Annotated in this window: 13 protein-coding genes; 4 read left to right on the top strand and 9 right to left on the bottom strand. The window is 29.1% G+C overall.

Annotated features, from left to right (window positions below; all coding sequences use genetic code 11):
• Positions 1-57: 57 nt before the first annotated feature.
• The 5 genes from KM800_RS06485 to KM800_RS06465 form a co-directional block, all read right to left on the bottom strand.
• Positions 58-2,541 (bottom strand): ABC transporter permease, encoded by a 2,484-nt coding sequence (locus KM800_RS06485; protein WP_217812366.1) that lies wholly within the window; start codon positions 2,539-2,541, stop codon positions 58-60.
• A gap of 23 nt (positions 2,542-2,564) precedes the next feature.
• Complete coding sequence (locus tag KM800_RS06480; protein WP_217812365.1) at positions 2,565-3,251, bottom strand: ABC transporter ATP-binding protein; 687 nt, start codon at positions 3,249-3,251, stop codon at positions 2,565-2,567.
• Between the two features lie 155 nt (positions 3,252-3,406).
• Positions 3,407-4,249, bottom strand: a complete 843-nt coding sequence (locus tag KM800_RS06475) for a putative ABC transporter permease (protein WP_254906479.1) — start codon at positions 4,247-4,249, stop codon at positions 3,407-3,409.
• A 10-nt stretch (positions 4,250-4,259) separates the two neighbouring features.
• Positions 4,260-4,955, bottom strand: a complete 696-nt coding sequence (locus KM800_RS06470) for an HAD family hydrolase (protein ID WP_217812363.1) — start codon at positions 4,953-4,955, stop codon at positions 4,260-4,262.
• 3 nt (positions 4,956-4,958) lie between these two features.
• Entirely contained in the window at positions 4,959-5,765 is an 807-nt protein-coding gene (locus KM800_RS06465) for a hypothetical protein (protein ID WP_217812362.1), read from the bottom strand.
• Between the two features lie 440 nt (positions 5,766-6,205).
• Here KM800_RS06465 and KM800_RS06460 point away from each other — a divergent pair, with 440 nt between their 5' ends.
• Positions 6,206-7,417, top strand: coding sequence for a C40 family peptidase (locus KM800_RS06460; RefSeq protein ID WP_217812361.1), 1,212 nt, complete (start codon positions 6,206-6,208; stop codon positions 7,415-7,417).
• 118 nt (positions 7,418-7,535) lie between these two features.
• Entirely contained in the window at positions 7,536-9,230 is a 1,695-nt protein-coding gene (locus KM800_RS06455) for a M3 family oligoendopeptidase (RefSeq protein WP_217812360.1), read from the top strand.
• Between the two features lie 20 nt (positions 9,231-9,250).
• Here KM800_RS06455 and KM800_RS06450 read toward each other — a convergent pair whose 3' ends face one another.
• Both KM800_RS06450 and KM800_RS06445 read right to left on the bottom strand, forming a co-directional pair.
• Entirely contained in the window at positions 9,251-10,834 is a 1,584-nt protein-coding gene (locus KM800_RS06450) for an ABC-F family ATP-binding cassette domain-containing protein (protein WP_217812359.1), read from the bottom strand.
• Positions 10,835-10,931: 97 nt separating this feature from the next.
• Positions 10,932-11,252, bottom strand: a complete 321-nt coding sequence (locus tag KM800_RS06445; RefSeq protein ID WP_217812358.1) for a heavy metal-binding domain-containing protein — start codon at positions 11,250-11,252, stop codon at positions 10,932-10,934.
• A gap of 123 nt (positions 11,253-11,375) precedes the next feature.
• On the opposite strand from KM800_RS06445, the gene KM800_RS06440 reads away from it, so the two are divergent.
• Positions 11,376-12,299 carry a DMT family transporter gene (locus KM800_RS06440; protein WP_217812357.1) on the top strand — a complete coding sequence of 308 codons (924 nt, stop codon included), beginning with the start codon at positions 11,376-11,378 and terminating at the stop codon, positions 12,297-12,299.
• On the opposite strand, the gene KM800_RS06435 is transcribed toward KM800_RS06440, so the two are convergent.
• On the bottom strand, positions 12,296-13,168 hold the full coding sequence (locus KM800_RS06435; protein ID WP_217812356.1) for a cation diffusion facilitator family transporter: 873 nt from the start codon (positions 13,166-13,168) through the stop codon (positions 12,296-12,298). The two genes, KM800_RS06440 and KM800_RS06435, sit on opposite strands and share 4 nt — an antisense overlap.
• Positions 13,169-13,253: 85 nt before the next feature.
• Between KM800_RS06435 and KM800_RS06430 the strand changes: the two genes are divergently transcribed.
• Entirely contained in the window at positions 13,254-13,571 is a 318-nt protein-coding gene (locus KM800_RS06430; protein ID WP_217812355.1) for a rhodanese-like domain-containing protein, read from the top strand.
• Between the two features lie 107 nt (positions 13,572-13,678).
• On the opposite strand, the gene KM800_RS06425 is transcribed toward KM800_RS06430, so the two are convergent.
• Positions 13,679-13,885: a hypothetical protein gene (locus tag KM800_RS06425; protein WP_217812354.1), complete on the bottom strand. Its 207-nt coding sequence runs from the start codon at positions 13,883-13,885 to the stop codon at positions 13,679-13,681.
• Positions 13,886-13,961 lie beyond the last annotated feature (76 nt).

The following is a 13,961-nucleotide window of genomic DNA, read 5'->3' as shown; positions in this document are numbered from 1 at the left end:
TTCCAGTCTTAAAACTGCAAACAATGCACAGTAATTGCATACTGTGCATTGTAAATTTTAATAGTCTTGTCTTATTGTATCAATTATATTTTCTCTATTTATTCTAGCCAATGGTGAAAGTGTTGAAACATATCCTATAATAACAGCCGCAGCAGCTGCAATTATTATTCCGCTCAATGAAAATGGACAACTGGACTCTCTTATTCCACTTATACCTCTATATATCATATATGAGAATCCACAGGATATTATAGAACCATATATGATTCCAACTACTGCATACAAAAGTCCTTCAAGAGTTATCATTTTTTTTAATCCTCTTTGTGTCAATCCTATGGACTTTAAGGTGGCAAATTCCCTCTTTCTAAGTATTATATTGGTAGTAAGTGTATTTATAATATTAATACTTCCTATTAAAGATACTACAACGACAAAACCATAAAGCAATATCTTGATCATTAAAATTGACGATTTTGTATTCCTGTTCTTATCCAACTTATCTATAACGGTAACTGAGGATGAAGATTGTGTTATATTTTCTATTTGTTCTTTTACTCTATTTTCGTCATTTACATTTTTTAGAACTATATTTAATGAATTAATATTTAAATTGTTGTTGGAAGTTAATTTTTTTGACACATTTTCTGTAGTAATAATTTTTAGTCCATCTTGTGCACCAGTAAAATCAAATGGATCATCACTAAGTATTGCCATAATCCTTGCTTTTTTTAAATCATGACCTGCATACTGAAGTTCTATGTTATCTCCTACCTTTAAATCTGCAATTTTTCCGTAATACTGTTTATTGCTCTTTTTATTAAACACTTTATTTTTTTCTATTAAAATTATTCCATTTTGATTATTTAATTCATCAATATCAATATTTCCTGATTTTACATATTTTTTAGCCGTCTGCAGAGAATTAGTATCATATGCGGCAAGTCCACCATTTATCAAAATTTTCTTGTTTCCATTTAAACTAATGTTTTTATAAATATTTCCCATATCGCTTATTTTCTTTATTTTCTGTTGTGGTTGTATAAATTCTTTAAATTTATATGTTTCGTACATCTTATATATATTATGTACAGTACTTAATTTATTTAATTTATTTATAATTGAATTTTTTTCAGAAGTACTACTATTCATTATAACAGTAAAATGTATATTTTGAGATTCATTTATATTATCTGATACATTAAATGACATGTCCATAAAGGATTTAAATGTAATAAACAATACTATACTTATTACTATAGAAAAAACAGTTATTCTATATCTTTTTCTGTTTCTTTTGATATTCTTATAAGCCATATCTCCTTCAAATCCAAATATCCTGCTTATAATTATATTTTTTCTTCGCTTCTTTATCTTCTCTTTTACAATTGATGTTCTTCCATTTATCGCAATCAAAGGTGAAATCTTTCCTGCAAACAAAGCTGGAATAAATGCTGATAAATATATAGATGCCAAAGCCACTATGATACTTATAAGCATTACCTTGGGTGATATTGGTATCTGAATATGTGCAACTGAATCTCCACCTATAACTTTAAATAAAACTCTAATTATAAAAATGGATATAACACTAAAAACAAGTCCTAATGGTATTCCTATAATTGAAAGAATAGATGCTTCACTAATTACCATATTTCTAATCTGAGCTGGAGTCATTCCTATTGCTCTTAACAGACCAAATTGTCTTATCCTTTCTACTACACTTATCTGAAATGTATTATATATAACTGCTATAGTTGCTACAAGAACTATTCCTATTATAACTGCTACCGAACCATATAACTGTGATAAACCTGTATTTCCATCACCTCCACCTTCCATATCTATTAGTGCTGAATTATTTACAACAGAATCTGTCAACTTTCCATTTACTTTTATTTTTTTGCTTTTCGGTAGAGCATTTAGTTCTGAAACTGCCTTTCTCAAATTTGTGTTTGATCTAATTTCTGCAAGAAATACGGATCTACTTTTATCAATATTATTATTTTTAGATAAAAATATTCCTTTTTTTTCTGTTTGACTGCATACTGTATCCTGAAGTATTCCTGTAAGAGTATATTCTCTGTTGTTGAGTTTTATTTTATCTCCTATTTTTATATCTTTTTTTATATATCTAAGCACCCAATTTTCTACAGCTGCTCCATTGTTATTTTTAGGAAGTACTCCTGTTTTTATTTTATAGGGTAGAAGTTCAAGTGCTCTATCTGTCCCAATAACCGGACTTATACTTATATCTTTATTTATTTTTATGTCTTTATTGGATTCATAGAATCCACTTCGTGAAATCTTTGGATTGCTTGTAACTTGTGAAACTAATTCAGAAGATGCTAATGGATACATAACATGCCATGATCCATAATCACTTTTTATATTTTCAATTTCAGTATCTTGAATACCTACAATAAAAAATCCTATAGTTGTTATAAGTAAAACTGACAATATTATTCCTATAATAGTTAGAATACTTCTTTTTTTACTTGATTTAAGATACCTCAATGTAAGCTTTTTATAATTTGTCATCATATTAGATCACCACCTTTGTTTAACTAGTTATTTTGTAAATATTTATCTGATATTATTTGTCCATCTTCAATAGTAATTACTCTGTCAGCAAGAGATGCTATACTTATATCATGAGTGATGAGTACAAGTGTCTGATTGTATTTTTTAGCTGTATATTTTAAAAGTTCAATAACTTCTCTGGAATTTTTACTGTCCAGATTTCCAGTAGGTTCATCTGCGAATATTATGGAAGGTTTATTTAAAATAGCTCTTCCAATAGACACCCTTTGCTGCTGACCTCCTGAAAGTTCAGAAGGAAGATGATTTCTTCTATCTTCAAGACCAAGCAATTGTATAATATCGTCTAAATATTTCTTGTCTACCTTCTCATTGTCTAGAAGAACAGGAAGTGATATATTTTCTTCCACATCTAGAACCGGTATCAAGTTGAAAAATTGAAATATAAAACCTATTTTTCTTCTTCTGAATATAGCAAGCTTGTCTTCTTTATAGTCGTAGATATTTTCTCCATCAATTATAACTCTCCCATCAGTTGGCTTATCAAGTCCTCCTAAAAGATGCAAAAGTGTACTCTTCCCGGAACCTGATGCTCCTACAATCACTACAAATTCTCCCTTATTTATAGATAAATTTATATTTTTTAATGCCTCTACTCTATTTTCTCCCAATCCATATGTTTTCGTTAAATTCTCTACTTTTAATATTTCCATAATTGTTTCCCTCCCATATAAAGTATAAGCAAATTAATGTTTTCACTCCATAGCTATTAACTTACAAAGATAAATTAGTATCTTACAATTTTGTAATTTTAGAAATAAAAAAAGCTGTGCCAATATATTTTTATCAGCTACAACTTTTTATGTATTTATTTTTTAGTAACATTTCTCTTTAATTCATTTAAAGCATCAAAATACTTGTTTGATTTAATATTTGGAAATGCTTTTATAAGCCTTCTATGCAAAGGATTTCTCCTGGCTGTAAGTTTTTTATATGTCTCTTTAAGTTCTCTTATTTCTTTTTCATACCTTTCCTTAATTTCAATTATATCTTCAGAGAAATCATCATATTTTTTTCTTAATTCAATAGATTGATATTCATATTTTCTTTTAAGTTCAATTGTATCATTAGATATATTTTTTCCAAAAATATCTGATTTTTGCTTTATTTGAGCAGATATTTCATGTATTCTTTTTAATCTAAAATTGAGTTTTAATACAGTATCAATAGTAGCTATAATATCAATAGCAAACAAAATAGCTGTGCAAAGCAAAAGAAAAGCACCTATAAATAGGGGGATAAATTCAATAAAATTTTCAACTAGAGGATGAATGATTCTCATTACCAAAACACATGCTACACCCCATGCCAATGAAAACTTCAAGCAAATATAGCCTTTAATATTAAATGGATATTTAGAATAGTCCCACCATTTATTGTTAAATATCTTTTCAAGTGTAAAACCAGTCATATATTCCAGTAAAGATGTAATAAAAATCGAAATAATAAATAATAAAATAAGATTATTTTTAAAAGGTGTGAGTAAATCTATAATAAGTATAGCTCCTATACCATATATAGGACAAATAGGTCCATTCAAAAATCCCCTGTTTACAAAAGTTCCTGTATTTACTGCAGCATAGGCAACTTCAAGACACCATCCAAGGATACCATAGATAGTAAAATAATATAATATATTTATATTTTCCATAAATACTCCTTTATAATATTCTTTTAAGTTCTGTGAATTCATATATTTTTTTGCAATCAATATCAAAACATCTTTTTTTATCTAAAAGTATACTTTTAATTCCAACTCTGCGGGGTCCCTCATAGTCATTTAGAAAACTGTCACCTACAAATATAATTTCTGAAGATGAAAAGCCTGATGTTTTTATAGCTTCCCAATATATATTTTCATGTGGTTTTCGCCATCCTTGCTCAGCAGAATTTATTACAAAATCAAAATAACTTCTTATACCTGTATATCGAAGCAGATCCTCTATTCCACCTTTTATCTTGAAATTTGATACTACGCCTAAAGCATATTTACTATTCAGATATTTAAGTGTTTTTTTAACTTTATCATCGACATAACATCTTCTTCTATAATTTTTCCAATAGCTTTTTAGAAGTAAATCTATCACTTCTTTTCGTTTTGAAGTATCCCTTTCCATTTCTCGAAACATGTATTCATAGAGCTGCTTAAAATCATACTCTCTATATTCAGGTGATTTACCAGCAATATTACTTCTTGCATCAATATAAGCTTTATAGAATGAATTAAAATATTTAAAATATTTTTCACATCCGGAATTTTCAAATGCCCATAGTGCATAATCTTTTTTATCTGGAAGTTCAAACATGTCTATCAAAGTTTCCATACAATCAAATAGTATACATTTTATACCTTTCATATTTTACACCCCTTTCCTTATAGTTAATAAAACCAAACTTATAAAAAAAGTTATCAGCGAAAATATTACTGATACAATCAAAAGACTGGTTACCACTATATTATATTTTATTATATTAAAGCTATCTATATATTGGGCAATTCCCAACGCATTCAATATTAAAAATACTAAAAATATAATTCCCAAGCCACTTGAAGCACCTTTTATATCAGCAGAACTCAATGCTATATGAGAACATATGCATATTGATACAAACAAAAATATATAAAAATACGGATTTTGAAAATTATCAATTGAAAATATATCTTTTACAAGTTTCCAATATGAATTCAATATGCTTGTAATTGCAAACTTGTCCAAACTTTCTAAATGAATATTTCTACTCATAACATGAATAAAGTTTTCATAGGTTTTAGGAATCAAGGCATACATCAATGCTATCATTGAACCAATTCCTCCAAGTATAGGTGCTACTCCTATAAAAAAATTTCCTACTTGTTGATAAATACTGTTTTGATTATAACTGTGCTCCACATATCCCATTACACCGTAGGCATTTGGCCTTTGAAACAATTTTATGGAAACAATTTTATGTCTGAAAAAAAGTGCCGCAGTAGCATGACTTAATTCATGTACAGTTACTCCTATAAATCCAGTCAACATTATGGATCCACTTCCCAAACTTCTCTGAAAATTTCTTATTGAATAATTTCTGAGGATTCCAAGAAATAGTCCTATCAATATAATTATTCCTGTAAAACTAACTGTTTCTATACATGCTTTGAGCAATAATTGTAATAAAAAATTCATTTGTATTTATCTCCCTGTAGTTATAAAATATAATATATTTTATTTTAACATAAATTTGCTATATTCTATTTATAAAAAACAACTTTTTCTCATAAACTACCTTTTTATTTGTATACTCTGTTATAAACTAAAATTGTATGTTTTAAAAATTCTGCTATAACAGGATGTTTTTTATTATAATATCGAATTGTGATTCTATTTATTCCTGCTAATTCACTTAATTTTTGTACTATATATCATGATATTTACTTCTTAACAGGTTAAATTCATAGATTTACCTAGTACTAATGTCAATAAAATTCTGTAAATTATTAATTTTGAATATTAATGCAAAAAGTGTTATATTATCAAATTTAGTGCTATAATAGAAAACGTAAACTTAAAATTAAACAAATTAAATGTATAAGTATTTAACAATTACTTAAGAGGAGGTACAAATTTTGAACAAAAAAACCGTATCTGTTTTAATTGCTTTAACATTAGCATTTTCAACAGGAGGAAGTGTATTAGCTGCATCTAACAATGGAAACGGTACAAGTAGTACAAGCTCTATAACTGCAGTTAATCAACAAAAACAGGATTTACAAATTAAAGTCGAGAAATTAGATGATCAAATATCCCAGGTGATGAATCAAATCAGCCAAAATAAAAAGGATATTGAAAATATAAGTAGTAATATATCTGCAAACAAACAAAAATTAAAAGAATCAGAAGATAGTTTGAATACTCAAAAACAACTGCTTAATGATAGAATGAGGGCCATGTACATAAATGGTAACAGCAGCTACCTGGGTGTAATATTAAATTCAACTGATGTAAATGACTTTATATCAAGAGTAGAAACGGTAAAAAAAATAGTAAGTTCTGATAAACAAACGATAGCAGACTTAAAAGCCAAGCAAACACAACTTGCACAAGAAAAACAAACTCTTAGTAATCAGAGCGGTAAACTTTTAGCTCTAAAAACTGACAATGAGAATAAATTAAACAAGCTAGAAAATGACAAGGCAACACAAAATAAATTAATAGCTAGTTTAGATAAAAAAGAAAAAGAATTGGAAACTTCTGCTGAAAACGCTAAAGAAAAGAAAACCGTCGCTGTGGCTGCAATCAATGTTCAGAAAATCAGAAATGATGCACCAAAGATAACTACAACAGACACTAAATCACAAACTGCTGTAAAAACTTACTCACAAACTGCTGATCACGTATCAAGTGAAAAGACTTCACAGATTGTTTCTAGCCAAGCTAGCAATACTCAGGCAACTGCTTCCAACCAATCTAGTAGCAACACTCAATCAACAGTATCATCAAATTCTATAGTAGCATATGCATCTAACTTTTTAGGAACTCCTTACGTTTGGGGTGGTACTACTCCAGCTGGATTTGATTGTTCTGGATTTGTTCAATATGTATATGCTCACTTTGGAATTTCACTTCCAAGAGTTTCACAGGATCAACAAAATGTGGGCACTCCTGTATCTAGATCAGATCTTCAACCAGGAGATTTGGTATTCTTCGGATCACCTGCATATCATGTAGGAATATATGTAGGAAATGGTTCATACATAAATGCCCCTAAAACCGGTGATGTAGTTAAAATAGCATCCGTAGACAGATCAGATTTTAGCGGTGGTAGACGAGTTAAATAGCTTTTAAATGTAAATATTCCAATATAATCATAAGATTATATTGGAATATTTTTTATTTCCAATTTTTATGTATTTATACTATAATACTATTATACCAAAGTTACTGGAGGAATATTAAATGAAATTTAATGAGTTTAAATATGAACGACCAAATTATGATGAAGTAAAAAAATCCATTTATAATCTCATAGAAAATTTTAAAAATACTGATACTGCTAAAAAACAATATGAATACATTAAAGACATAAATAAAATAAGAAATCACATACAAACTGTGGGAACATTAGCAGAAATACGACACAGCATAAATACCCAAGATAAATTTTACGATGAAGAGCAAAATTATTGGGATGAATACTCTCCTCTATACGATGAATTGAACTCAGTATTTTATAAAGAACTAGTCCAATCTAAATTTAGAAGTGAACTAGGAAAAAAACTTGGAAAACAATTTTTTACTTTGGCAGAGTTTTCATTAAAATCCTTTTCGCCAGATATAATAAAAGATCTTCAATTAGAAAACAAATTAAGCTCAGAATATACAAAACTGATAGCTTCTGCAAAAATATCTTTTCAAGGAAAGATCAGAAATCTTTCTGAATTAAATTCTTTTATTCAACACAGTGATAGAGAAATACGAAGAAATGCTTCAGATATCAAATATAAATTTTTTAAAAATCATGAAGCTGAAATTGATAGAATATATGATGATCTTGTAAAAGTTAGAACCAAAATTGCCAGAAAACTAGGTTTTAAAAACTTTGTAGAGCTTGGTTATATACGTATGAAAAGAAGCGATTATAATCCTGAAATGGTAGTTAACTTTAGAAAACAAGTTCAAAAATATATTGTACCTGCTGCATCAAAACTCTATGAAAGGCAGAAAAAAAGACTTGGTCTTGATACTTTAACATACTACGATGAAAAATTTGAATTCAAAACTGGCAATGCAAAACCAAAAGGCAATTCAGAATGGATTCTTTCAAATGCCAAAAAGATGTACTCCGAACTTTCCCCGGAAACAAATGAATTTTTTAATTTTATGCTCCATGAAAATCTTTTAGATTTGGTTACTAAAAAAGGTAAAGCTGGTGGAGGTTACTGCACATACATACCCGATTATAAAGCTCCATTTATATTTTCAAATTTCAATGGAACATCTGGAGATGTAGATGTGCTTACTCATGAGGCCGGTCATGCTTTTCAGGTTTACTCATCTAGGTGGATTGAAATACCTGAGTGTAATTTTCCAACTTATGAAAGTTGTGAAATACATTCAATGAGTATGGAATTTTTTACATGGCCATGGATGGACTTGTTCTTTAAGGAAGATGCTGATAAATATAAATTTGCCCATTTGGGAAGTGCTATAAAATTTATACCTTACGGAGTAACTGTAGATGAATTTCAACATTATGTTTATGAAAATCCAGAGGCAACTCCTTCAGATAGGAAGTCAGCGTGGAGAAAAATAGAGAAAAAATATTTGCCTTACAAAAATTATAATGATTGTGATTTTCTAGAAAGAGGATGCTGGTGGTTCCAACAATCACATATATTCAATGTTCCATTTTATTATATAGACTATACTTTAGCACAAATATGTGCCCTTCAATTCTGGAATAGAGCAAATAACAATAGAAATGAAGCATGGAATGACTATATAAAATTATGTAAAGCTGGTGGAACCAAATCTTTTTTGGAATTAGTTGAATATGCCAATTTACAATCTCCTTTTGAAGATGGTTGTATAAGTTCAATTATAAATTCCATAAATAATTGGCTTGATTCAGTTGACGATAAAAGCCTTTAAAAATAAAGAGCCTTGAGTTATCAAGGCTCCAATAAATATTCATCATAAGTCATTTTCTTGTCTACAAGTCCATCATCAGTTAACTCTATTATTCTGTTTGCTATTGTCTGGGTAAATTGGTGATCATAAGATGCAAATAATACAATACTTTTATAATCTACAAGTCCGTTATTCAAAGCAGTAATAGATTCAAGATCCAAATGGTTCGTAGGCTGATCTAAAATAAGTACATTAGAACTTTTCATCATCATCTTTGAAAGCATACATCTTACTTTTTCTCCTCCTGAAAGAGCCCCTACCTGTTTTAGAGCTTCCTGTCCTGAGAATAAAATTTTTCCAAGAAATCCTCTTAAATAGCTTTCAGATTTTTCATCAGAAAACTGTCTTAACCAATCCACCAAATTTAGTTCTTCATCTTTGAAAAATTCAGTATAGTCTTTCGGAAAATATGATTTATCAATGGTTACTCCCCATTTGTATTCTCCACTATCAGGTTCCATTTCTCCTGTAATTATTTTAAATAATGTTGTTTTACCAATCTCATTTTCTCCTACAAATGCAATTTTATCACCTTTGGATATGGTAAAACTAACATCATTCAATACTAATTTTCCATCTATAGTTTTACTTATACCTTTAACAGTCAATATATCATTTCCAACTTCTCTTTCAGGCTTGAAACCTATAAAAGGATATTTTCTAGTTGAAGGTTTAATGTCCTCAATGGTAATCTTGTCAAGAAGTTTTTTACGTGAAGTAGCCTGATTTGACTTGGATGCATTGGCACTAAAACGATCTACAAAAGTCTGAAGTTCCTTTATCTTCTCTTCTTTTTTCTTATTTTGATCTTTTGCCATTTGAAGAGCCAACTGGCTTGATTCATACCAGAAGTCGTAATTTCCTGCATACAATTTTATTTTTCCATAGTCTACATCCGCCATATAAGTACAAATTTTATTTAAAAAATATCTATCATGGGATACAACTATAACTGTCCCATGGAAATTAATTATAAATTCTTCAAGCCATTTTATTGAATTTACATCCAGATGATTGGTAGGCTCGTCAAGAATAAGTATGTCTGGATTTCCAAAAAGTGCTTGTGCAAGAAGTACTTTAACCTTTTGAGAACCCAACAATTCAGACATCTTTCCAGATTGAACTTCTATTTCTATTCCAAGTCCTTGCAAAAGTGATGCAGCTTCAGACTCAGCTTCCCAACCATTTAATTCTGCAAATTCACCTTCCAGCTCAGAGGCCTTTATTCCATCTTCATCAGAAAAATCAGATTTAGCATAAATAGCTTCCTTTTCTTTCATTATGTCATATAGCCTTTTATTACCCATAATAACCGTTTCCAAAACATTATAATCATCATACTTAAAATGATCTTGTTTCAAAACAGACATTCTAGTATTAGGTGATATGGAAACATCACCTGTATTTGGTTCTATTTCTCCAGATAGTATCTTTAAAAATGTAGTTTTGCCTGCACCATTCGCTCCTATTACACCATAACAATTGCCTGGATTAAATTTTAAGTTTACATCTTCAAAAAGTTTTCTTTCTCCATATCTTAAACTAACATTATTCACATTAATCAATTATAAGACCATCCTCTACTGCTCTATTTTACCGTTATGGATGGTATTATATCATATATTCAGTAAATTATCATCAATATTATCTATTATAATTAAGTTACTCAACTACTACTGCTGTCCCGGATGCTGTTACCATTAACATATTTCCACCCTGACCGAGTACTTCATAGTCAACATCAACTCCAATTACTGCATTGGCACCAACTGCTGCAGCTCTATTCTCAAGCTCTTTTAGTGCTGCCTCTCTTGATTGTATAAGTTCTCCTTCATATGATTTAGAACGTCCTCCAAAAAAATTAGTAAGTCCTGCTGCAATATCTTTTATAACATCTACACCAGAGATTACTTCGCCAAAAATTATTCCTCTATACTCCAATACTTTTTTTCCCTCTATGCAATTAGTTGTCGTTATAATCATTTATAAAACCTCCAATTCTAATTTATAGAGAGATTATATCATATATACTTTAAATATATCTTTAAAAATTGTAAAATTGAATATATAATAATCTTATTACTTTAAAGAAGGGAATTTACAAAATTGGACAATAAAAAAATTTTTACAAACAGAAAAGTAGTAATATTACTCGCATCATTTTGTTGTATATTATGGGGAAGTGCTTATCCAGGTGTCAAAAGTGGCTATGCTCTTTTTAAAATAAGTACAAACAATGTATTTTCTGAATTATCTTTTGCAGGATATAGATTTATACTTGCAGGGTTTATGGTTCTCATATTTTCCGTACTCTCTTCTAAAAACATATTCGCAATAACAAAGAAAAATATAAAGCACCTTATACTTTTAGGCTTGACTCAAACTACTTTACAATACATATTTTTCTACATTGGGCTTGCTCATACCAGTGGTGTAAAAGCTTCTATAATGAATTCCACATCTGCTTTTTTCAGCGTTATTCTGGCTCATTTTCTGTATAAAAATGATAGAATAAATTCAAAAAAGGCAATTGGATGCATTCTAGGCTTTGTAGGAGTGCTGCTTGTAAATTTCAGCAGTCAGCTTTTGAGTTTTGATCTAAAAATTGTAGGTGAAGGTTTTATTGCTGTAGCAGCTTTCGCATTCTCCGCATCTTCAATTTATGGAAAAAAGATTTGTGAAGATATGGATTCAACTATAGTAACAGGATATCAATTACTAATTGGAGGACTAGCTCTGCTAATTTTAGGAATTTCAAATAAAGGATATGTAACAAACTTTACATTAAGTTCTACGCTAGTTCTATTATACCTAGGTCTGCTTTCAGCCCTGGCATTTTCCATATGGACAATACTTTTAAAATACAATAAAGTAGGATCTATTGCCCTATTTAATTTTTTAATACCTGTGTCTGGAGCTATTTTATCATCTATATTTCTTGGAGAAACTATATTAAACTGGGAAAATGGTGTTGCACTTGTACTAGTATGCATTGGCATATATATAGTAAATCACCACCACAAAAACTAGCTGCATTCTGGTTCTACATGTATAATTGCATAATTTATTTTAAAAGTATCATTTAACATTTTTTCTATATTGATTGTAATTTTATGACTTTGAGCTACCGTTAGCTGTGAGTCGACTCCTATTACAACATCAATTAGAATACTATTTCCATGAACTCTAGCTTTTATATCTTTTACACAGTTTACGCCTCTAATTAGTTCTATTTTTGATATAATATCATCGAGTCTTTTACTGTCAAGCCCATCAGTTAGACTATATGCAGACTCTTTGAAAATGTCTAAACCAGTCTTAATAATTACCATACCTACTAATGCTGCAGTCAACGGATCTATCCAGAGGAATCCTAATCCAGAGGCTGCAATTCCAATTACCGTACCAATTCCAACTAAAGCATCTGATAAATTATCCTTTGCCGCTGCCATAAGTGCAGAACTATTAATCCTAATTGCCACACTTTTATTGTATCTGTATACAATATATATTGTAACTGTACAAATTATACCCACTACTATAGAAATTATATCCTGAGAATTGCTTTTATAAAAAATAATGGAATATATAGCATTGTAAAACACATTTAATCCTGCGGCTATCATTACTAATGAAGCAACAAGAGATGATATAGTCTGAGCTCTCAGATGTCCATAGGCGTGATTATAATCTGCAGGTTTTCTGGATATTTTAAGTCCTATCATAATTGCCAAAGATGCAATTATATCCGTAGAGTTATTGATTCCATCTGCAAAAAGTGCCTTTGAATTAAAGAAATGTCCTACGGATAATTTAAGTATTGATAAAATTATATAAACTATAACATTTATTTTTGCTCCATTTTCTGCAATTCTAAGATTTTTATAGTTGTCTTTCATGTTTATTTCTCCTATAAGTACAATAGTAATTTGCACTTAGTATATGATATAAATATTTATTTTATGAAATCAGGAGGTAATACTAGTGAAACATTTTAGCATCATAAAAGATAAAGAATTAAAAAATCTACTTGAAGGACCAAATCCTCCTATTCTAATTGATGTTAGAGATAATGATGAATTTTGTAATGGGCACATTAAAACAAGCATGAATATTCCTATAGAAGATTTTGAAGATGCTATAAAAAAAATGAAGTTAAATAATAATACAACTATTGTTGTTTATTGCAAAACGGGAAAGAGTTCTCTAATTGCTTGTAATATATTAAAGGATTTGGGATTCAAAAATGTCTATAATTTTAGAGGAATAGACAATTGGCATTACAAACTAAAATGTAATTAGATTGTTTAGTGTTCTGTCTCAAACTATAACTTGAGGCAGAACATTAATTTATTTTATTTAGTCAATTATAATTCCCACATTTAAAATACAATTAGGATCAAAATTATCTAAAATTCGATCATTAATTTTTCTATTAATCTTTCAACACTTTTAGCAGATATATATTTATTATCTTTTTTAATTAAAACTTTTTTATGACATTTTGAACATTTATGAATACATTGCTTAACTTTATAAGCAATTTTATTATCTTCCAAAGCTTTAATTATCTCATCATAATTTACAGTATTCTTACATACTTTGATTTTTGACACACTAACACCTTCTCGTTTTAAATAATTATTATCTTATAATAATTATTATATCATGTATGTCTAATTTTTTCATTAA

The organism is Clostridium tyrobutyricum, assembly GCF_019144085.1.
GTDB classification, from domain to species: Bacteria; Bacillota; Clostridia; order Clostridiales; family Clostridiaceae; genus Clostridium_B; species Clostridium_B tyrobutyricum_A.
Note: the sequence above shows the minus strand (reverse complement) of the source record. Positions and strands in the feature narration are given on the sequence as shown.

What these genes read in the sequence shown, in the direction of transcription:
- KM800_RS06445 (WP_217812358.1), bottom strand. Translation starts at nt 11,252, where the DNA reads ATGATTATAACGACAACTAATTGCATAGAGGGAAAAAAAGTATTGGAG.
- KM800_RS06435 (WP_217812356.1), bottom strand. Translation starts at nt 13,168, where the DNA reads ATGAAAGACAACTATAAAAATCTTAGAATTGCAGAAAATGGAGCAAAA.
- KM800_RS06470 (WP_217812363.1), bottom strand. Translation starts at nt 4,955, where the DNA reads ATGAAAGGTATAAAATGTATACTATTTGATTGTATGGAAACTTTGATA.
- KM800_RS06455 (WP_217812360.1), top strand. Translation starts at nt 7,536, where the DNA reads ATGAAATTTAATGAGTTTAAATATGAACGACCAAATTATGATGAAGTA.
- KM800_RS06480 (WP_217812365.1), bottom strand. Translation starts at nt 3,251, where the DNA reads ATGGAAATATTAAAAGTAGAGAATTTAACGAAAACATATGGATTGGGA.
- KM800_RS06465 (WP_217812362.1), bottom strand. Translation starts at nt 5,765, where the DNA reads ATGAATTTTTTATTACAATTATTGCTCAAAGCATGTATAGAAACAGTT.
- KM800_RS06475 (WP_254906479.1), bottom strand. Translation starts at nt 4,249, where the DNA reads ATGGAAAATATAAATATATTATATTATTTTACTATCTATGGTATCCTT.
- KM800_RS06485 (WP_217812366.1), bottom strand. Translation starts at nt 2,541, where the DNA reads ATGATGACAAATTATAAAAAGCTTACATTGAGGTATCTTAAATCAAGT.